Genomic DNA, 20,169 nt, shown 5'->3' on the forward strand with positions numbered 1-20,169 from the left:
GATTAGTTAACTTCTGCTTGATTCTCTTTAGGCTCAACAACAGTTTTAAATTGATTGGATATTTTTTGAATTTCTACAGAAGAAACTTTGTATTCTGCACACATTGTCTCTTCATCTTTTCCATGACCAGTTACCATGTTAACCATATGTTCTGGAAAATGGAATGTTGTAAATACAATTCCTTCTTTAACTTTATCTGTTACCTCTACTTTTAAAGCTACTTCACCTCTGCCAGAATAAAGTCTACCAATATCACCAGTACTTAATTCTCTTTTTTTAGCATCATTAGGGTGAACTAGTAATAAATCTTCAGAAACTATATTAATATTTTTAGTACGTCTTGTCATAGTAGCTGCATTATAATGTTGAAGAACTCTACTAGTTGTTAAAATCAATGGATAATCTTTTTTATTCGTAGCTATCTCATTAGATTCTTTCCAATCAAAATTTTTAAGTTGTCCTTTTCCTAATTTGAATTTTTTTTCATGTAAGATTTGTGTATCTGTACCATCTTCTTGTACTGGCCACTGTAATCCCATTTTACCAAGTCTTTCTCTTGTTACACCTTTAAAGAAAGGAACCACATCAGCTATTTCTGCAAGAACTTGATCGGCATCATATTCAGGTTGATCAAAGCCTAATTTTTGCATCATGTCTGTTACAATTGTTCCATCTGTTTTAGTACCAGGCAAAGGAGGTACGGCTCGATTTACTCTTTGAATTCTTCTTTCTGTATTAGTAAAAGTTCCATTTTTTTCTAAGAAAGTTGTTCCAGGTAATACTACTGTTGCAAGTTTTGCTGTCTCACTCATAAAAATTTCTTGTACAACTAAAAGCTCAAGTGAATTCATAGCATCTACAACATGTGCACTGTTAGGATCTGTTTGAACTATATCTTCTCCAATGATCCAGACAGCTTTAACATCTTTATTAATTGCCCCATCAAACATTTCAGGAATTTTTAATCCTGCTTTTGTTGGGTGTACTACTCCATATTTTTCAGTGTAGAAATTTTGAACTTTTTCATCAGCCACTTCAAAGTAACCAGCTCCTTGATGAGGTTGACAACCCATATCAGCTGCACCTTGGACATTATTTTGTCCTCTTAATGGATTAACACCAACACCTCTTCTACCAATATTTCCTGTAATCATTGCAAGATCAGCAATTAACATTACTGTTTTAGATCCTTGCTCCTGTTCTGTAACTCCTAAACCATGGAATTCCATAGAGTTTTTTGCAGTTGCATAAGCAATTGCAGCTTCTTTAACTAACTGTTTATCAACACCAGCAACTTTCGCTAAATGATCCATATCTTGTCTCTCAATTTCTTTAATGAAATTTGCAAAACCTTCAGTTCTATCTCTGACAAAGTCTTTGTCATAAAGGTTTGCTTTCAATATATAATGCAACATCATATTTAATATGGCTACATTTGTTCCTGGTCTAAGTTTAATATGATAATCAGCAAGTTTAGCAAGCTCAGTAGTAATTGGATCTAATACAATTAATTTCTTACCTTTCATTACTTGTTGCTTAATTTTAGCACCTGTAACTGGGTGAGCATTTGTTGGATTTGCTCCAATAACCATAAATAAATCTGCATGGTAAATATCTTCTGTAGAATTTGTAGCTGCTCCAGTTCCAAATGTTTGTTGCATTCCCCACGCAGTAGGTGAGTGACAAATTCTTGCACAGCAATCAATATTATTAGTTCCTATTGCTGCTCTAATCATTTTTTGGAAAACATAATTTTCTTCATTAGTACATCTTGCTGAAGAAATACCAGCAACTGCATCTGGTCCATTAGCTTTGGTAATTCTATTTAATTCTTTTTTAATAAAATCATACGCCTCATCCCATGACGCTTCTTCAAATTTTCCATTCCTTTTAATTAAAGGAGTTTTTAATCTGTCAGGATGATCATAAAATCCAAAAGCATATCTTCCTTTAATACAAGTATGACCTGCGTTAACTTCAGATTCTTTAGGAGTAGAAATTGCAACGACTTTATTATCTTTAATTGAAGCTTCTAGATTACAACCAACTCCACAATAAGAACAAGTCGTTCTTACTTTTTCATCAACAGCAACTGATTTAGATTGATATACATCTGAGATAGCATCTGTTGGGCAAGTGTGTGCACAAGCTCCACAAGATACACAAGACGAGTCCCCAAATAATGCATCATTATCTGTTGTAATCTTAGATTCAAATCCTCTTCCACTCATTGTTAAAACAAATGAACCTTGAATTTCATCACAAGCTCTGACACATCTTCCACAATTAATGCAGTTATCTAAATTCATTCTCATGTAATCATGAGAGGTGTCTCTTGGAATACCTTTATGTTGTTTTGGCACATTATATCTATGATCTGATATACCTAAATCATTAGCAACATCTTGAAGTTCACAGTTATTATTAACCTCACAAGTTCCACATTCCATTGGATGGTCGGTTAAAACTAGTTCTACAATATTTTTTCTTAAAGCTGTTAAATTTTCATTGTTTGTAAAAATATATTGGTTTTCACCAACTGGTGTATGACATGAGGCTACAACTTTAGTCGGACCATCTTTAACTAAAGCAACCTCAACTGAACAAACTCTACAAGCTCCATATGGTGCTAAGTTTGGATCGTTACATAAAGCAGGAACCTTTTTTTCACCAAGATAACTTTCTACAAATTTTAAAACAGAAGTATGGTTAGGACCAATTTCATATGGCTTACCATCTATATATGCAATTTTTCTTTTTTCTGAGCTCATTAATTATCTTTGACCATATCATCCTTCATTTCATCACCAAAATATTTTAGTATGTTCATGATAGGTGTAGGTATTGCACCACATAAAGCACATAAACAGCCTTTTTTCATTGTTACTAGCAGTTCATTTAATAGCTTTAATGGAATTTTAGCAGTTTTATTCTTTGCTTGATCAAACATTTCCTTACCTCTGTAAGATCCAAGTCTACCTGGGAAGCATTTTCCACATGATTCTTCAGCTGTGAATTCAAATAAATGATGAATATAGTCAACCATTGGGAAGTCTTTTGGAATACTTACTATACTTGCGTGTCCCAACATGAAACCAGCAGCAGTAAATTCCTGAAAATCTAGATTTAATTTTTCTACTTCAGAAATTGGAATAACTCCACCTAATGGGCCACCAATTTGTAGTGCTTTAATAGGTTCTTTAAAACCTCCACCAATATCGTTCAAAACTTTTTTCATTGGAGTTCCCATTTCGACTTCGTAAACACCAGGATTATTAAAAAAACTATCAAAACAAACTAGTTTTGTACCTGCTGACTTTTTATTACCAATTACAGCAAATTTTTCTGCTCCATTAATGAGTATACCAGTAGCAGCAGCTAAAGTTTCAACATTGTTAACAACTGTTGGTTTTTTATAAAGTCCTTCAGTAACAGGGAAGGGTGGTCTGACATCAACTTCTGCTCTTCTTCCTTCAATTGATGCAATTAAAGCAGTTTCTTCTCCACATATGTACGCTCCTTGTCCTATACAAATATTTAGATCAAAAGAAAAATTTGTTCCAAGAATATTTTTACCTAACAGGCCTTCTTTTTTTAAAGAATTAATGCATCCATTTATAGCTTCAATAGATTTTGGATATTCTCCTCTAATATATAAAACACCCTCGTCACTTCCAATAACATAACCACAGATGATCATTCCAAATAATACTTTTAGTGGCTGATCTTCTAATAAGTATCTATCAGAAAATGCGCCAGAGTCTCCTTCGTCAGCATTGCAGATAACATATTTTTTTTCAGATTCTGCTTTTCTACAAAAATCCCATTTCATTCCAGCTGGAAAACCAGCACCACCTCTGCCTGTTAAATTTGAATCTAGTAATGATTTTATAATTTCATGTTTATCTGTATTGATAAATTTATTTAAAACATCTTTAAATTGATCTAAATTTGAAAGCTTATCATCCATTAAAAAACTAGTTGAAGCAAAACTTTTTGAGAAAAATTTTTCTTGTTCAATTTTATCTCCTTTAATTATTTCATCAATTTTATCAATGTCATTCCCAGCATAGTTTTCACCATCATAATGAAACGCTTTATTTTCATAACAGTGACCAAGACAAAACATTTCACCAACCTTGTCATCACCTAATTTTTCTTTTAATTTTTTCTTTAGAGGTTCTTGTGTTCCAGAACACATGCAAGCACTTCCATTACAAACAAAGGCTTTTTTTGCTCTATGAGATGGCCTTAAAAATTCATAAAAACTTTCTGCACCATGAATAGTAGATACACCCATATGATATTCATTAGCTATTTCTTGAATGCCACTTGCACCTTTAGAGTTTAGGGATCTTTCAGAGATTTTCTCAAATAGATTTTTCTTTAAACCAATTCTACCTGATAAGTTACTTATATTTTTTGACACATTTTACCCTATTAAAATTTTTAATTTTTTATTATAATTCTCTCATTATTACTATAAATATTAAAGCTATCCTCTTTTACAAAACCAACTAATGTCATGTCAAACTTATTAGCCAAATCTATAGCGAGACTGGTTGGCGCACCCACACCAATTAAGACGCCTATATTCGCCATGAGAGCCTTTTGCACAAGATCAAAGTTTAGTCTTCCAGAGCAGGTTAGAAATTGAGAACTATTATCAAGTAAATTTTCTTTTAAGACAAATCCAATTAGTTTGTCTAAAGCATTATGTCGTCCTACATCTTCTTTTAAGGCAATAATTTCTCCATTCGCATTAAATAACCCACTAGCATGAATGCCACCCGTCTTTGAAAACTCAGATTGGTTTTGTCTTAATATATCTGGAGATTTCATTATAATTTCATGAGATATTTTAGGGATAGATTTTAATATTTTATCTTTCTTAATAATTTCTAAGGATTCAAGAGATGTTTTCCCGCACACCCCACATGAGGAATTAGTCAAAAAATTTCTTTTAATTTTATCAATATCTATATTCTCAGAATTATTTATTGTAATAATAACTTTATTTTGTAATTTATATTGCCCAACAGCCTCACCACTAGCTTCAATATTTTCTATATGGCTAATTTTTTCAATTACTCTTTCATTAAAAAGAAAGCCAGTAACTAAATTCTCATCATCTCCAGGTGTTCTCATCGTAATGGATATAGTATTTTCTATCCAATTTTCTTTATCTTTATATTTAAGTATTATTTGAAGTGGTTCTTCAATAGATACTAGATCGTTAACCTCTTTCGAGTTATTAGATCTAAATTTTATGACTTTATAATTAGAATTCATTTAGCTAGTATATTTAAACTGGCTAAATTTGAAACAACGAAAAGATTAGCTTTTCCAACTACTTGGGTAGTTTTTCTTTAATATGAAACGATTTAGAATAACCGCATAAACAATTATTATTATAGAACCAAAAATAATCGGGTTTAATAAAAAATCATATGAAACTGCACCAAGTATTATAACAATAGGATTTCCTCCTGCTGGTGGGTGGGTTACACCAAGCAGTATCATTACAAAAATACCAAGACCTACAGCAATAGCTATTTGTAAAAATTGATCAACTGGTAAAAATTTTAAAATTAATACACCAACTATAGATGTTACCAAGTGTCCAAAAAAAACATTTTTGGGTTGAGCAAATGGACTTTCAGGATACCCAAAAAGTAGAACCATAGAAGATCCAAATGATCCAGCTAAAAATAACCCATAGGAAGTTTCAAAACTTAAGAATGAAAGGGTACCAATTGTGATTATTGAAAATATTAAAGCATATAGAGCTCTGTTAAAGTTTTCTTTTATTGTATTTATCATATTCTTTTATTTATATTGTTAGTGTTATTCTTAAAGCTTTAGGGCTTTTGAAATAGTTTTAAAAGGAAGTAATAAACATTCTTTTCTAGAAATATTTTCTGGATTCATTATTTTTTTAAAATCATTTAAATTTTTTATATTAATTTTTTTCAATTGATCAAAATTTTTATCAAAGAAAAGTTCTGCATTTAAGACAAAATCTGAAATTTTCTCTATTGGTACCTGCATAACCCATCTCGAAAGCAAACTAACTGAGGCTTGACAGTACACGCATGACCTACATTGATACCCCACATCTTGAACTATATTGTCTTTGACTATTAAGCTAATTTCCATTTCATCACCGCATAATGGGTTTTTGTTCTTTGATTGATGTGTATGATTCTTAACCACTTTGTGGTTTTCGGTATTAGATGCAATTTCTAAAATTTCTAAGTCCATTATAATTCTTTAATTAAGAGATTAATGTTTTATATTTTGATTTATGGAAGATAACAATATTTTAGCTGTTGTGCTAGCCGGTGGAAAGTCAAAGAGATTTGGTGAGGATAAAAACCAGACAAAACTTGGCGATAAAACATTATTAGAGCACGTTTTATTAAAAATTAGTAATAGATATGAGGAGATACTTATTGTCTCAAGTCACAGCTTAGATACAAAAAAGATAAAAAATGTAACAATAATCCCTGATTGTTTTGATGACTTTGGACCATTAGCAGGAGTTCTGAGTGCAATGAAATGGGTTAAAGATAATCAAAAATCATATCAGTGGATTGCAACATTTCCATCAGACACACCTTTTTTTGAAACATCAATTATTGATGAATACCAAAAAAAAATTAAACTAAAAGATAGCTTGTTGTATTTTGTTAAGTCAAACAACAAAAGGCACAATATTTTTGGCTTATGGTCAATTGAGTTATTAAAACCACTTGAAAATGATTTGATTAATAATAATTTTAGAAAAGTAGAGGACTGGGCAAATAAAATAGGGGTAAAAACAATTGATATTGAGCCTAAAAAATTTGATCCTTTTTTTAATATAAATACTAAAGAAGATTTAGAAGAAGCAAAAAAAATACTAAAAAAGAATTAAAATGATTAATTATAAAGAAGCTAAAAAAATCTTAATAAAATCAAAGATAAAGATTAAAGATGAAATTATTAACTCATCAAAGTCATTAAATAGGGTTAATACATTAGATATCTACTCAACTGTAAATTATCCAGCAGGAACTAATGCTGCATTTGATGGTTTTGCTATTAACTCAAAAGAAACAAGAAAATTAAATAAAAATAATTCACAAAACTTTAAAATTTTAAAGACTATATCTGCGGGAGATAATCCTTCATTAAAAAAAATAAATAAGCTCGAAGCTGTCGAAGTAATGACAGGTGCACTTATACCTAAAAATTTTGATACTATAATTCCAATAGAAAAAATTGTTTTTAATAAAAATAAAAAATTTATCTTAATTAATGAAAAAATAAAAAATAACCAGCACATCAGATATGCTGGATCAGATTATAAAAAAAGAGATTTAATAATTAAAAAAGGAACCATAATTCAACCTTCTCACATATTAGCTTTTAAAACATTAGGCATAGTAAATATTAAAGTTAAAAAGAAGCCTAATATTTTATTTTTTTCTACAGGAAATGAAATTTCTAATGATAGGGATATTGTTAATTGGAAAGTTAGAAACTCTAATAGTCATTATATAAAATCCTTATCTAATAATTTTTTATTTAATTTTATAGATGGTGGAATTTTAAGGGATAAGGATGCTAAACTTTTTCAAAAAAAAATTGAAAAAAGTTTTAAATCTAAAATAGATATTATAATTACGTCTGGTGCTGTATCTGCTGGTAAACATGATTTTGTTCCATATATAATTAAACAATTTAGTTTATCTAATTTTTTTAAAGGTGTCTCGATTAGGCCTGGTAAACCAGTATTGTTTGCAAAATTTAAGAAAACTGAAAAAGCTATTTTTGGGTTGCCTGGTAATCCTATTTCTTCATCTGCCTGCTTTAGGTTTTTTGTTTACCCTTATCTGCTTAATATTCTAGGGGTTAAGGCTGAAAAACCATTTAAAGCTAAATTAAAAAATGGTTATTTTAAGAGTAAAAAGATTATTAGATTTTTAAAAGCAAAATTAACTTCAACTAATGATGGAAAAATAGAATTACAGGTTTTAAAAGGTCAAGAATCTTTCAGAATTAAATCATTTGTAGTGTCAAATGTATGGGGTCTATTCAAAGATGGACAATCTATATTCAAAAAAGGGGAGCTAATTGATTGTTACTCTCCCATTGGCTCAAATATTAATATCTTTAAATAGACCTCATTTTTATTGTAGTGCTAAATAATTACCATTAAATATCAAATTATGATTGAGCTAAAAAATGAAAAAATTGCAATTCCAGTAGTTTTATTAGCGGGTCTTATATGGTCCTTTGGACCTTTAGTTGTAAGATACATGGATCAACCCAATTTAGTTCCATGGCAATATATTTTTGCAAGAGGTCTAACAATCTTTTTAGTTTTAAATCTTTATCTTTTTTTTGAAGAAGGAAAAGATTTTTATAAGAATTATTTAAAAATTGGAATTTCGGGTATCATTGGTGGAACTGGACTAGGTATTGCAATGATAACCTTCATTTATTCCATTACAAATACCAGTGCTGCTGTTACTTTGCTTTGCTTGGCTGCCATGCCTTTTTTTACAGCCTTACTAGGTTTTTTATTTTTAAAAGAAAAAATTTCATTAAATGTGTGGGTAGCTATTATAATTGCTACAATTGGAATAATAATAATAGCCTTGGGTAATACAGAAAAAAATTCTTTATTAGGGCTTATTTTTGGAATGACTTCCTCTATAGGGTTTTCTGTCTTTTCAGTTACCTTAAGATGGAAAAAAGAAACTCCAAAATTTACAACTGTAGCTTTTGCTGGTCTTTTTTGTTTTGTGGTCGCAACAATAGTTATTTTAACTAATGATATGGTTTTCCTGTCCTCAAGTTATAATGGAGCATTATTTTCTATACATGGAACGTTAGTTTGTATGGGTTTAATTTTATATTCTATTGGATCAAAAGCTATACCGGCAGCAGAGCTTACCTTACTTTCACTAACTGAAGTTATAGGTGGAATTTTCTGGGTATGGATTCCAATTTTAGGAATTAATGAAATACCGTCGACTAATACGATAATAGGAGGCTTCTTCCTTTTTATGTCTATCATTTATTATAGTCTTACAATTAAAACTAATAGAAGATTTATTGCTCTAAATTAATTATAATGGAAAGACCAGATTTTTTTAATTTAAAAAATGGTGAGAAGGCTAAACTACCTTTCACAGATCAAGAATATCAAAGACGATTAACTAATTTAAGAGCTACAATGAGTAAAAATAATCTAGATATGGTTATTTTAACCTCAATGCACAACATTGCTTACTATACGGGGTTTATTTATTGTTCTTTTGGTAGACCTTATGGTTGCGTTGTAACAGCTAATAAAATTTCTACAATTTCAGCAAACATAGATGCAAGTCAACCCTGGCGGAGATCACATAGTGATAATGTAATTTATACTGATTGGAAAAGAGATAATTTTTTAAAAGCAATAGTTGCTATTATTGGAAGAGATGAACCTCCTAAGAATATTGGCATTGAAAATGATCATGTAACCCTAGATGTTAAAGAAAAACTCACGTCTATTTTTACTTTTTCAGTTTTCAGTGATGTTTCAAAAGATTTAATGCAGCTTAGAATGATTAAATCTGCTGAGGAAATAGAAATTATTAAAAATGGTGCAAGAATTGCTGATCTTGGTGGTGAAGAGATTGTAAAGAATATTAAAATTGGAGAAAGTGAACTTGAAATCGCAATAGCAGGTAGAGATAGAATGGAGCGTGAAATTGCCAAAACTTACCCTGATGCAGAATATATGGATACTTGGGTTTGGTTTCAATCAGGACTAAATACAGATGGTGCACATAACCCAAAAACGAATAGAAAACTAAAATCAGGAGATATTCTTTCTTTAAATACCTTTCCTATGATTTCAGGATACTACACTGCTCTAGAGAGAACTCTTTTTGTAGATAAAATTGATGATGCCTCTTTAAAAGCATGGGAAGCAAATGTTAAAGTTCATAAAAGAGGATTAGAGTTAATTAAACCAGGTGTAAAATGTTCTGCTATTTGTCATGAGCTAAATGAGCTCTTTGCAGAGCTCGGTTATCTTCATTACCGAACATTTGGTTATGGACATTCTTTTGGAGTACTTTCTCATTTTTATGGAAGAGAAGCAGGATTAGAACTTCGTGAAGATATAGACACTGTATTAGAAGAAAACATGGTTGTTTCTATGGAGCCAATGATCATGATACCTGATGGAAAACCAGGAGCTGGTGGATATAGAGAACATGATATCTTAGTTATAGGAAAAGATAATGCAGAAAATATTACTAAGTTTCCTTTTGGTCCAGAACATAATATTATCAAATAATAAATTTATGAGTGAAAAAAAAACTATAGTTAATAGTTGGAATGAGTGGGATCCTTTAAAACATGTAATTGTTGGTAGGGCTGACGGTACTTGTATACCAGCTCCAGAACCAGCATTAGATGCCAAGGTTCCAGAAGACTCAGATATGCGAGGTCAGTTTGGACCAAGAACAAAAGATACAGTTGATAAAGCAAATCAGTTGTTAGACGACTTTTCAAATATGTTAATTAAAAGAGGTATAAAAGTAGATAGACCAGATCCAATAGATTTTAGTAAAAAAACATCAACACCCGACTGGGAAGCAGAAACAATGTTTGGATGTATGCCGCCTAGAGATGTTTTGTTAACAGTTGGAAGTGAAATATTAGAAGCTACTATGAGTTATAGATGTAGATGGTTTGAATATTTGTGTTACAGGCCTTTATTAAAAAAATATTATGATGAAGATCCTAATATGAAGCACGAAGCTGCTCCTAAACCAAGATTAACTGATGCAGATTACAGAAAAGATTATTTATCTGATAAAATTGGAATTCAAAAAAGATTAGAATGGACTGAAGATAAGTTTTTTGTAACAACTGAAGAGGAACCCTTATTTGATGCAGCAGATGTTTTAAGATTTGGTAAAGATTTAGTAGTTCAACATGGTTTTACAACAAATCTTAAAGGGATTGATTGGCTTAAAAGACATTACAAAGATCATAGAGTTCATGCTGTTAATTTTCCAGGTGACCCATACCCAATTCATATCGATGCAACATTTACACCAATCAAAGAAGGTTTAATTATCAACAACCCTCAAAGAAAACTTCCAAAAGAACAAAGAAAATTATTTGAAAACAACGGATGGGAAATAATAGATTCTGCACAACCAGCACACAATGAGCCACCACCATTATGTTATTCTTCAACTTGGCTTTCAATGAACGTTCTAGTATTAGATCCAAAAACTGTTTGTGTTGAAAAAAGTGAAGTTTATCAAGCTGAACAATTAAATAAATTAGGAATGGAAGTAATACCAGTTGAAATGAGAGATGCTTATGCATTTGGAGGAGGCCTTCATTGTTGTACAGCAGATGTTTACCGTGAAGGTGAGTTAAAAGATTATTTTCCAAAGCAATAATATTTATGACGTCTAAAATTAAAACAAAAAGAGAGAGAGTTAAATTTGCCTCTGATAATGTAGCGGGTGCATGTCCTGAAGTTTTAGATGCAATTATTAAAGCTAATGAAGGAGACAGTACTCCATATGGTAATGATGAGTGGTCAACGAACTTACAAAATAAGTTTTCTGAAATTTTTGAAAAAGATGTGATTGTTTATCCAACTGCATCAGGTACAGCTGCTAATGCTTTAGCTTTATCAGCAATGACACCAGTTTTTGGAAGTATTTATTGTCACAAATATTCACATATCAATACAGATGAATGTGGAGCTCCTGAATTTTATACGGGAGGTGCAAAACTTGTACCTTTAAATGGAATTAATGGAAAATTTACACCAGAAGAGTTATCTGAAAATATTGGAGGAGTTGGTATCGTACACCACACACAGCCTTCTGTAGTGAGTATTACTCAATTATGTGAAACAGGCGAAGTTTATCAGTTAGATGAAATTGCAGCCATATCTGAAACTACTCATAAACATAATTTAAAAATGCATATGGATGGGGCAAGGTTTGCTAACGCTTTAGTGGCACTTGATGCAACTCCTGCTGAAATGACATGGAAGTCAGGAGTAGATGTTTTGTCTTTTGGTGCAACTAAAAATGGATGTATTGCAGCAGAAGCAATTATATTTTTTAAACCAGAATTAGTAGGCAATCTTCCTTTCTTAATGAAAAGATCAGGGCATCTACTTTCAAAAATGCGTTTTGTTTCAGCTCAATTAGAAGCTTATATTTCAAATGATGTTTGGTTAAGAAATGCAAAACATGCAAATTTAATGGGAAAAAAATTAAGTGAAGGATTAGACGCTAATCAGAACATTGAATTAGCTTATCCAACAGATGCCAATGAAGTATTTGCAAAATTTCCAAAGCCTATCATTGAGCACCTTAATTCAGAAGGTTATAAAATGAATCAAGAAGAACTTGATGGAAAAGCAGTAAGACTTGTTGCTGCTTGGAATACTAAAGAGAGTGATGTTGATCAACTTTTAGAAACAATTTCTCAAAAAAACTAGTTTGGATTTTCTTTAAGAAATTCAATATATTTTAAAACCTCATCAAACTTTTCATCAGGAATATCTTTATATGAGTTGCCAAACTTCTCTTTGACACAGATAGCAACGTGGGCGTAGGGATTTCTTCCCTTAGGGTGATTTGGATGACTAGGTAACTGACCTAGTAAATAAAGACCGGCTTCCTGTATCAAAGTCCACAGTTTACTTGCGTTTTCTTTGGTCATTAAACTAAATTTAATCTCTAAAGTTTACAAATTCTATCGGGAGACCAATATCAATAGCACTTATTGCTGACATTGCTTCTTGAAGGTCGTCTCTTTTTTTTCCTTCAGCTCGTAACTCTTCTCCTTGAATTTTAATCTGAATTTTAAGTTTTAGTTTTTTTATTTCAGCAATAATTTTTTTTGCATTTTCTTGACTAATACCTTCTTCTAGTTCACTAACTTGTCTAATCGATGAACCTGCAGCATTTTCTGAATTTTTAATTGCTATCACTCTTGGATCTACTTTTCGCCTTATAAGATGGACTTGTAATAATTCATTTACTTGTTTTAATTTTAATGAATCGGGTGCTAATGTGGTGATAATCTTATCTTTTCTTTCAATTAAAATATCAAGTCCTTTAAAGTCAAATCGATTACTAATTTCTCTTAGGCAGTTTGCAAGAGCATTATCAAATTCTGGATAACTAATTTTACTGATCACATCAAATGAAGGCATGTTAATGTATATTTATTCTAATATTTATAATTGAACAAGACAAATAAGTAAAATTTTTAATTTCTCTACATGCGTATGAGCTTATTTGAATACACCTATATTATTGTATATTCTATTAAGGCTCCCTAAAAATTACTCCATTTTTTTAATAAAATTATGATAAGTTAAATTCCTCAATAAAAATTATATGAAAGATTCCCAATGTTAAAAAAAATAATTCAAAAAAGAAAAAAAATTATTGAATATTTTTTGGCAGCAGTTTTTTTTCCTCTTTCTCTGCTTTTTGTAATTGTTATAAGAATTCTTAAGCCATTTATTCTTATAAGATATTCATATATTAAAAGTACCAGAATAGGACATTTTGTAGAAGATTTGGATTATTATTTATGCGCAAAAAATGAAAAATTATTTACTCCAAAACAAACTCACTTAGATATTTTTTATGTGAACACGTATGTGTGTAATAAATTTTTCTTAAAGTTATTAAAAAAAGAGATAATTATATTACCTAGATTCATAATGCATCCAGTTGATAAGATTAATAGATTCTTTGATAGAATTATTGATAGTCAAGACATACATACAGTTGGAAGATATAAAAAAGATTTAACAGTTACACCAAAACCGCCATGGTTAAATAGAGATATATATAGTTTTTTACAAAGAACTAATCCACAATTTGAATTTACTTCAAAACAAATTAATAAAGGTTTTTCCATATTGAAAGAAATGGGAATCAATAGAGATGATAAATATGTGTGCTTATATTCAAGAGACAGTAAATATTTAAGAAAAAATTATTCAAATAATGATTGGTCATATCATGACCACAGAAACATTGACATTAACTATTTTATTTCTTCAACGCAATATTTAATAAATAACGGTTATAAAGTAATAAGAATAGGAAACATTGTCGAAAAAGAAATGAATTTATATGATAAAAATTTTATTGATTATCCTTTAACAGAATATGTTGATGATTTCATGGATATTTTCTTACAAGCAATGTGTTCTTTTACTATTACAACAATGTCAGGAATAGATTGTATCACCTCCACATTTAGAAAAAAATTAGTTTTTCCATGTGTTTGCCCCATAATGGATACTAAAAGTAGCACAGAAAATCATCTTGTTGGTTACAGGCATTTGGTAGATAAAAAAACAAAAAAAAGACTTAGTATGAATGAAATTATAGATAGAAAGTTAGGATTTATATTCCAGGATGGAAAAAAAGTAGAAAATATAGATCTTGAAGAAATAAATTCAGAAAATTTAAGGACTGTAGTGGAAGAAATGGCTTTAAGAGAAAACAATAGTTATATTGAAACAAATCATTCGAAAGAATTGGAAAAAAAATTTTTTGAACTATTTAAAAAATTGCCAAAATCAAACCCTATAGATGGACTTTGGCACCCAAAAGAATCAAAATTTTTGATTTCACATAATTTTTTAGATAAAAACCATTGGTGGCTCGACTAAAATGCAAGAAATGTGTTAAAATTTCTATTTATTAATATATAATAAATTTTTTATGATTTACAAATATAATAATGTATCACAAATAGACTTTAATAATGAATTCAAGAATGGAGTAATTGTTTTTGGTACAGGGAACCTTGGAATACTTGCTATTGAAAGTCTTAAACAAAAAAAAATTAAAATAATTTGTTTTGTTGATAACAATAAGAAAAATCAAAATAAGAAATTTAAAAATTATGATGTTGTGTCTCCTGAAAAATTAAATGGTTCAAATTATAAATATCCTATATTAATATGTTCATTAAATTTTAGATTTTTTAAAAGACAGTTGGAAGCCCTGAATATAAAAAATTATTATGACTCAGATTTTTTATTTAATGAATTAGACTTGAGTAATGTAGAAACTGAATGGACTAAAGATTTATGTAAAATTAGGCTTGACCTCTATAATTATGCAGTTTTATCAGCTAGAGAAAAAAATAAGCTTAGATTAAATAGTTTAGATTTAGTTCTTACAGAAAAATGTTCTTTAAAATGCAAAGATTGTTCAAATTTGATGCAGTATTACGAAAAACCAATTGACGAAGATTTTGATATGCTAATGAAATCAATTGATAAATTTATGAACTCTGTAGATTTTCTTCAAGAAATACGAATTATTGGAGGAGAGCCATTTATGTACAAGAGAATAGATGAAGTAATTCAAAAAATCTTAAGTTATACAAATTACAAAAACTTAGTGATTTACACTAATGGGACAATTGTACCAAAACAAGAAAAAGCCAAAAGTTTTCAAAATGATAAAATTATATTTAAAATTTCAAATTATGGAGAAATTTGTAGAAAGATTCCACAATTAGAGAAATTTTTAAGTTTTAATAATATTAAATTTATAACTGAAGATGTTACACGATGGCAAGATTGTGCCAGAATCGAAAAATTTGAAAGAGATCTTAATTTAACAAAAGAAATTTTTGGCAATTGTTGTGTTAATGAAACTTTAACACTTTTACATGGTAAGCTTTATTTGTGCCCGTATTCAGCGCATGCAGAAAATTTAAATGCAATTCCAAAAACTTCATCAGATTCTATTAATTTAATTGAACTTAATGACAGTGTTCAAATTAAAAAAAAAATTAGATCATTAGTTTTTGAAAAAGAATATTTGGGAGCATGTAACTGGTGTAATGGACGTGATTACAACGTTGCAAATGTACCAGCAGCATTACAAACAAAAAAACCTTTAGAGTATAAAAAAATTATTTAAATACATCTACACAATAGATATTTTTTAAATTAACTTTTAATCTTATAAATTTATTAATAAATTTATCTTGTATGTATTTACTCTGGTGACAGATTAGATTTATAGAGTTATTAAAATCATCATATTTTAAATGTTTAAAAAGATGAACGTTATAATTCATAATAGACTTGTTATGAAAATTTTTATCTTCATCAATAATTTTATCTATCTTAATTTTTCTATTATTAAAATAATTTATTACAGATTTACCCTGTAATCCTGCACAAATAATATTGATATCATATCCAGATGTTTTTTTTTTTATTAACAAAAATTTATCTAACCTTGATTCAAAATGTTTTTTAAAATTTTTTATATTTTTTAATATTGTCTCAGATTTATTATTTTTTTTATTTTCAAATAAATCATAATAATCAAGGTATTTTAATTGCTTAATTAAAAAAAATTTTTTTTTATCTTTATTATTTAATAGGTAGATGTGAGCATTTAAATAATCAACAGTACCTTCAATTCTATGCTTAATGTATTTAATAAATGTTCGGTTATTTTTAGATTTTTGAATCAAATCAAAATATTTAATTAATAATTTAAAATATGAAAAAGCACTTTTATATCCAATCAAGTGTTTCGAACTTTCATATCGACTTACGTGAGTAAGCAAGTGTGATTTATTAATCAAAATATTTTTCATTTTAAAAAAAATATCCATAACATAGCCATTATCTTCAGCTACTCTTATGTCTAAAAATCTTATCTTACTTAACAATGAATCATTCTTAATTATTAGGATCCAACATTCATTAAAAATAATTTTATGATTGATTAATTTCTGGATAAATACATCTTGACTATAAACTTGATTTTTAAAATAATTCAAATTAATATTTTTTTTATCATTAATTCTTGAAACATTATTAAGAATTACTTGTGGAAATTTGCTTTTTATAATTTTATTTTTGATCATCTTTAGAGAATTTTTCATAAAATGATCGTCACTATCTAAAAAAATTAAATAATCACCTTTTGCTTTTTTAATTCCTAGATTTCTGCACTTACCAGGCCCAATATTTTTTTTATTGTTTATTATGACAATATTTTTATATTTTTTTTTAAAAATTTTGCATAATTTTAAACTTTTATCATTTGAACAATCATTTATTAGAATTATTTCTAATGGATCAATATCTTGTTTTATAATAGATAAAATTGCTTCCTCTAAAAAAAATTCAGAATTAAATACAGGTATTATTATTGAAAAAAAATATTTTTGCATTTTGTAAATGATAAAATTAATTAACCGTAATTTTTGATACCACATTTAACTAAAAAAGGGACAATTTTTTATTATTTTATACAATAATATAATTCTAATAAATTCACTTTTAATCAAAAAAATCCAATTCTTGTTTTATTTTAAAAGTCTCTTAAATTAACTTTATATGGAAAATCTAGTTAAAAAGTTAGAAGAACAGATCAGCTTTCTTCAAAATGAAATATCCCAAATGAGTGATGAACTGTATTCTCAGCAAAAAGAAGTATCAGTTTTAAAAAAAAAAATTTCAAATATTGAAAAAAGAATTAATGAATTAGAGAGTAGTGATGAAACAGGTATGGTTATGATTGATAAAAAACCTCCACATTATTAGACATTATTATAAATAATCCATGACAGAAAAATTTGACGTTATTGTAGTAGGTGCAGGTGCAGCAGGCATGATGAGTGCTATAGAAGCTGGCAAACGTGGAAGAAAAGTACTTTTAGTTGATCATTCAAAAAAAATTGGGGAAAAAATTAGAATATCAGGTGGTGGAAGATGTAATTTTACAAATATACATACTCATCCTAATAAGTTTATTTCAAATAATCCAAAATTTGTAATATCTGCTTTAAAACAATACACCCAAAATAATTTCATAGATTTAATAAAGAAACATAATATTAAATTTCATGAAAAAAAATTAGGACAACTTTTTTGTAATGAAAGTGCTCAACAAATTATAGATATGTTACTTTTAGAGTGTGATATGGCAAATGTAATTTTAAAAATAGATACAACTATTGATGATATAGACAAACAAGGTGATAAATATTTTATAGTTGTTGGAGGTGATAAATACTTTTGTGAATCATTAATTATAGCAACAGGTGGTTTATCTATTCCAAAAATTGGAGCAAGTAAATTTGGTTATGATATTGCTCAAAAATTTAATTTAAAAGTTATTGAAACATTACCTGCTCTAGTTCCTTTAACTTTTAGTGAAAAAATATTGGCAATATGTAAAGAGCTTACAGGTTTATCTGTTGAAGCAGTTGTTTCATTTAAAAAAACTTTTTTTGAGGAAGGAATGTTGTTTACCCATAGAGGTTTGAGTGGACCCTCTATATTACAAATCTCCTCTTATTGGAAATTGGGAGATGATATCAAGGTTAACTTATCACCGAAACTAGATGTAGATAAATTTCTAAATGATAGAAAGATATCTAATCCTAAACAAGATATAAGTATTATAGTTTCTGATATCCTTCCTAAACGACTAGCTCATATAATTTGTAATGAAAATAACGTTAATGGAAATATATGTGAATTATCCAACAAAGTATTAATCAATTTGAGCAATTCTATAAATGCTTGGGCGATAAATCCAACTGGAACTGAAGGTTATAGAACTGCAGAAGTTACTTTGGGAGGTATTGATACTGAAGAAATTTCTTCTAAAACAATGATGTCTAATAAGCACCATGGATTATTTTTTATTGGAGAAGTTGTAGATGTTACTGGCCATTTAGGTGGTTATAATTTTCAATGGGCTTGGTCATCTGGGTATGTGGCTGGCCAATATGCTTAAAGATTTGTTACTGGCTGAACCTCTTCAGGTTTTTTTGGTTCTTCAATAGGTTCTGTTGTTGGGCTTAATTCAATTCCAGCAGGTGTAATAGATGAAGGCATAGCAACGAATAGAGAGTCTGGGTTTTCAACTGTTTGTCTAACTCTCATTCTATAGACACCAAACACACCTATTAAAGTATGAAAGAAAAGTAAAAATACAAAAAAACCATTAGAGCCAACAATATTCATAAATATTGAACAAAGGAATGGACCACTCATAGCGCCCAAGCCAAATGTAAACTGTATACCAGCTCCAGCTGCTACAAATTTTTCTTTTGGTATATAATCATTAGTGTGTGCACAAATCAAAGAGAACATTGGTAAGCTACAAATTGAAAATAAAATTAAAAAGATAAAAAACCACACTTTGCTTGTGGCAAGTTCACCTGGTAAGTACATTTGACCTGATGATACAATAGCAAGTAAAGCAAAAATAGAAGCGCCAAAAGTTGAGATGACTATTACTTTTCTCCTATCGTATTTGTCAGAAAGCTTTCCAATAGGATATTGAGAGATAGCACCAGAAATTGCTAAAAGAAAAGTTACAAGTGATATTTGAAAAATAGTAAAATTCATTGATGCTGCATATACTGCTAACAATGTAAATAGTGCTGACTGGATTGTTCCATAAAAAAGAGCACTTACCATTCCAAATGGTGAAGTTTCATAAAGTTCTTTTAAAGGCATCCCTTTAATCTTTTTAAATGTAGGTGGTTTTTTTTTAGTTAAGAGAATAGGTATAAGGGCAACAGACGTAATAATTGAAACTAATATAAAAGGTTGATAATTTTCAGGTCTACTAAAGTTCAATAGAAACATTCCTACACCCATTGATCCATATAAAATAACCATATAAATCGATAAAACACTTCCTCTATTTTTATTGGTTGACCTGTCATTTAACCAGCTTTCAGCAACAGTATAAATACAAACCATACTTATTCCGGTTAAAACTCTTAAAAAAAACCAAACATAAGGATTAATAAAAATAGAATGAATTAAAATGATTAAAGATGCTAAGGACGCAAAAGCTGCAAACACTCTGATATGACCAACTCTTGATATAAGATTGGGAATTGTTGAGGCACCAATAAAGTATCCAACAAAATACCCAGACATCATAAATCCAGTTGCTGCAAGACTGAACTCTTCTTTAACAGCTCTTACACCTAGGAGTGAACTTTGAAATCCATAGGCCATCATTAAAAAGCCCATACCTAAAAACAATGCCCAAGAATTCTTTAAAACTTTATTCATAAAATTGACCGTACTTATTTTCAATCTAA

General features: G+C 29.2%; 19 protein-coding genes. 10 read left to right on the forward strand and 9 right to left on the reverse strand.

Going from position 1 to position 20,169, the window contains the following annotated elements; all coding sequences use genetic code 11:
* Nucleotides 1–2 precede the first annotated feature (2 nt).
* From fdhF to ABXT45_RS01580, 5 genes are read right to left on the reverse strand one after another with little or no spacing between them, the layout of a single operon-like run.
* The gene (gene fdhF / locus ABXT45_RS01560) at nucleotides 3–2,771 is read right to left on the reverse strand and encodes a formate dehydrogenase subunit alpha (RefSeq protein WP_415313989.1); all 2,769 of its coding nucleotides are present in this window, start codon (nucleotides 2,769–2,771) and stop codon (nucleotides 3–5) included.
* Nucleotides 2,771–4,429, reverse strand: a complete 1,659-nt coding sequence (locus ABXT45_RS01565) for an NADH-ubiquinone oxidoreductase-F iron-sulfur binding region domain-containing protein (protein ID WP_415313991.1) — start codon at nucleotides 4,427–4,429, stop codon at nucleotides 2,771–2,773. Before ABXT45_RS01565 ends, fdhF begins: the two co-directional genes overlap by 1 nt.
* 20 nt (nucleotides 4,430–4,449) lie before the next feature.
* On the reverse strand, nucleotides 4,450–5,292 hold the full coding sequence (gene fdhD / locus ABXT45_RS01570; protein ID WP_415313992.1) for a formate dehydrogenase accessory sulfurtransferase FdhD: 843 nt from the start codon (nucleotides 5,290–5,292) through the stop codon (nucleotides 4,450–4,452).
* A 45-nt stretch (nucleotides 5,293–5,337) separates the two neighbouring features.
* Nucleotides 5,338–5,823: an HPP family protein gene (locus ABXT45_RS01575; protein WP_415313993.1), complete on the reverse strand. Its 486-nt coding sequence runs from the start codon at nucleotides 5,821–5,823 to the stop codon at nucleotides 5,338–5,340.
* 30 nt (nucleotides 5,824–5,853) lie between these two features.
* The gene (locus ABXT45_RS01580) at nucleotides 5,854–6,264 is read right to left on the reverse strand and encodes an iron-sulfur cluster assembly scaffold protein (protein ID WP_415313994.1); all 411 of its coding nucleotides are present in this window, start codon (nucleotides 6,262–6,264) and stop codon (nucleotides 5,854–5,856) included.
* 43 nt (nucleotides 6,265–6,307) lie between these two features.
* On the opposite strand from ABXT45_RS01580, the gene ABXT45_RS01585 reads away from it, so the two are divergent.
* The 6 genes from ABXT45_RS01585 to ABXT45_RS01610 are packed head-to-tail and all read left to right on the forward strand — an operon-like array spanning nucleotide 6,308 to nucleotide 12,526.
* On the forward strand, nucleotides 6,308–6,919 hold the full coding sequence (locus tag ABXT45_RS01585) for a molybdenum cofactor guanylyltransferase (protein WP_415313995.1): 612 nt from the start codon (nucleotides 6,308–6,310) through the stop codon (nucleotides 6,917–6,919).
* Nucleotide 6,920: 1 nt separating this feature from the next.
* A complete protein-coding gene (locus ABXT45_RS01590; protein ID WP_415313997.1) occupies nucleotides 6,921–8,168 on the forward strand; it encodes a molybdopterin molybdotransferase MoeA in 1,248 nt (415 codons plus the stop codon).
* A gap of 48 nt (nucleotides 8,169–8,216) precedes the next feature.
* Nucleotides 8,217–9,122 carry a DMT family transporter gene (locus tag ABXT45_RS01595; RefSeq protein ID WP_415313998.1) on the forward strand — a complete coding sequence of 302 codons (906 nt, stop codon included), beginning with the start codon at nucleotides 8,217–8,219 and terminating at the stop codon, nucleotides 9,120–9,122.
* Nucleotides 9,123–9,127: 5 nt separating this feature from the next.
* Nucleotides 9,128–10,342: an aminopeptidase P family protein gene (locus ABXT45_RS01600; protein ID WP_415313999.1), complete on the forward strand. Its 1,215-nt coding sequence runs from the start codon at nucleotides 9,128–9,130 to the stop codon at nucleotides 10,340–10,342.
* 7 nt (nucleotides 10,343–10,349) lie between these two features.
* Nucleotides 10,350–11,465 (forward strand): serine/threonine protein kinase, encoded by a 1,116-nt coding sequence (locus ABXT45_RS01605; RefSeq protein WP_415314001.1) that lies wholly within the window; start codon nucleotides 10,350–10,352, stop codon nucleotides 11,463–11,465.
* Between the two features lie 5 nt (nucleotides 11,466–11,470).
* Entirely contained in the window at nucleotides 11,471–12,526 is a 1,056-nt protein-coding gene (locus tag ABXT45_RS01610) for a threonine aldolase family protein (protein ID WP_415314002.1), read from the forward strand.
* Here the strand turns inward: ABXT45_RS01610 and ABXT45_RS01615 are convergent.
* Both ABXT45_RS01615 and ABXT45_RS01620 read right to left on the reverse strand, forming a co-directional pair.
* On the reverse strand, nucleotides 12,523–12,750 hold the full coding sequence (locus tag ABXT45_RS01615; protein WP_415314003.1) for a hypothetical protein: 228 nt from the start codon (nucleotides 12,748–12,750) through the stop codon (nucleotides 12,523–12,525). The genes ABXT45_RS01610 and ABXT45_RS01615 overlap by 4 nt on opposite strands.
* Before the next feature lie 10 nt (nucleotides 12,751–12,760).
* Complete coding sequence (locus ABXT45_RS01620) at nucleotides 12,761–13,246, reverse strand: YajQ family cyclic di-GMP-binding protein (RefSeq protein WP_415314005.1); 486 nt, start codon at nucleotides 13,244–13,246, stop codon at nucleotides 12,761–12,763.
* 201 nt (nucleotides 13,247–13,447) lie between these two features.
* On the opposite strand from ABXT45_RS01620, the gene ABXT45_RS01625 reads away from it, so the two are divergent.
* Together ABXT45_RS01625 and ABXT45_RS01630 are read left to right on the forward strand one after the other, a co-directional pair.
* Entirely contained in the window at nucleotides 13,448–14,728 is a 1,281-nt protein-coding gene (locus tag ABXT45_RS01625) for a TIGR04372 family glycosyltransferase (protein WP_415314006.1), read from the forward strand.
* A gap of 52 nt (nucleotides 14,729–14,780) precedes the next feature.
* Nucleotides 14,781–15,995 carry a radical SAM protein gene (locus ABXT45_RS01630; RefSeq protein WP_415314008.1) on the forward strand — a complete coding sequence of 405 codons (1,215 nt, stop codon included), beginning with the start codon at nucleotides 14,781–14,783 and terminating at the stop codon, nucleotides 15,993–15,995.
* On the opposite strand, the gene ABXT45_RS01635 is transcribed toward ABXT45_RS01630, so the two are convergent.
* Complete coding sequence (locus ABXT45_RS01635) at nucleotides 15,988–17,268, reverse strand: glycosyltransferase family 2 protein (RefSeq protein ID WP_415314009.1); 1,281 nt, start codon at nucleotides 17,266–17,268, stop codon at nucleotides 15,988–15,990. The two genes, ABXT45_RS01630 and ABXT45_RS01635, sit on opposite strands and share 8 nt — an antisense overlap.
* Before the next feature lie 166 nt (nucleotides 17,269–17,434).
* Between ABXT45_RS01635 and ABXT45_RS01640 the strand changes: the two genes are divergently transcribed.
* Nucleotides 17,435–17,641, forward strand: a complete 207-nt coding sequence (locus ABXT45_RS01640; protein ID WP_415314011.1) for a SlyX family protein — start codon at nucleotides 17,435–17,437, stop codon at nucleotides 17,639–17,641.
* A 19-nt stretch (nucleotides 17,642–17,660) separates the two neighbouring features.
* Nucleotides 17,661–18,842, forward strand: coding sequence for an NAD(P)/FAD-dependent oxidoreductase (locus ABXT45_RS01645; protein WP_415314012.1), 1,182 nt, complete (start codon nucleotides 17,661–17,663; stop codon nucleotides 18,840–18,842).
* On the opposite strand, the gene ABXT45_RS01650 is transcribed toward ABXT45_RS01645, so the two are convergent.
* A complete protein-coding gene (locus ABXT45_RS01650; protein WP_415314014.1) occupies nucleotides 18,839–20,140 on the reverse strand; it encodes an MFS transporter in 1,302 nt (433 codons plus the stop codon). The genes ABXT45_RS01645 and ABXT45_RS01650 overlap by 4 nt on opposite strands.
* Nucleotides 20,141–20,169: the final 29 nt, after the last annotated feature.

It is taken from the genome of Candidatus Pelagibacter sp. Uisw_106 (genome assembly GCF_047724975.1).
In the GTDB taxonomy this organism is placed as follows: Bacteria; Pseudomonadota; Alphaproteobacteria; order Pelagibacterales; family Pelagibacteraceae; genus Pelagibacter.

Bases quoted from the DNA above. Each gene is read 5' to 3' on its own strand.
- fdhF (WP_415313989.1), bottom strand. From the start codon at position 2,771: ATGAGCTCAGAAAAAAGAAAAATTGCATATATAGATGGTAAGCCATAT.
- ABXT45_RS01645 (WP_415314012.1), top strand. From the start codon at position 17,661: ATGACAGAAAAATTTGACGTTATTGTAGTAGGTGCAGGTGCAGCAGGC.
- ABXT45_RS01640 (WP_415314011.1), top strand. From the start codon at position 17,435: ATGGAAAATCTAGTTAAAAAGTTAGAAGAACAGATCAGCTTTCTTCAA.
- ABXT45_RS01610 (WP_415314002.1), top strand. From the start codon at position 11,471: ATGACGTCTAAAATTAAAACAAAAAGAGAGAGAGTTAAATTTGCCTCT.
- ABXT45_RS01650 (WP_415314014.1), bottom strand. From the start codon at position 20,140: ATGAATAAAGTTTTAAAGAATTCTTGGGCATTGTTTTTAGGTATGGGC.
- fdhD (WP_415313992.1), bottom strand. From the start codon at position 5,292: ATGAATTCTAATTATAAAGTCATAAAATTTAGATCTAATAACTCGAAA.
- ABXT45_RS01585 (WP_415313995.1), top strand. From the start codon at position 6,308: ATGGAAGATAACAATATTTTAGCTGTTGTGCTAGCCGGTGGAAAGTCA.
- ABXT45_RS01595 (WP_415313998.1), top strand. From the start codon at position 8,217: ATGATTGAGCTAAAAAATGAAAAAATTGCAATTCCAGTAGTTTTATTA.
- ABXT45_RS01625 (WP_415314006.1), top strand. From the start codon at position 13,448: ATGTTAAAAAAAATAATTCAAAAAAGAAAAAAAATTATTGAATATTTT.
- ABXT45_RS01580 (WP_415313994.1), bottom strand. From the start codon at position 6,264: ATGGACTTAGAAATTTTAGAAATTGCATCTAATACCGAAAACCACAAA.
- ABXT45_RS01600 (WP_415313999.1), top strand. From the start codon at position 9,128: ATGGAAAGACCAGATTTTTTTAATTTAAAAAATGGTGAGAAGGCTAAA.
- ABXT45_RS01630 (WP_415314008.1), top strand. From the start codon at position 14,781: ATGATTTACAAATATAATAATGTATCACAAATAGACTTTAATAATGAA.
- ABXT45_RS01590 (WP_415313997.1), top strand. From the start codon at position 6,921: ATGATTAATTATAAAGAAGCTAAAAAAATCTTAATAAAATCAAAGATA.
- ABXT45_RS01605 (WP_415314001.1), top strand. From the start codon at position 10,350: ATGAGTGAAAAAAAAACTATAGTTAATAGTTGGAATGAGTGGGATCCT.
- ABXT45_RS01635 (WP_415314009.1), bottom strand. From the start codon at position 17,268: ATGCAAAAATATTTTTTTTCAATAATAATACCTGTATTTAATTCTGAA.
- ABXT45_RS01615 (WP_415314003.1), bottom strand. From the start codon at position 12,750: ATGACCAAAGAAAACGCAAGTAAACTGTGGACTTTGATACAGGAAGCC.
- ABXT45_RS01575 (WP_415313993.1), bottom strand. From the start codon at position 5,823: ATGATAAATACAATAAAAGAAAACTTTAACAGAGCTCTATATGCTTTA.
- ABXT45_RS01620 (WP_415314005.1), bottom strand. From the start codon at position 13,246: ATGCCTTCATTTGATGTGATCAGTAAAATTAGTTATCCAGAATTTGAT.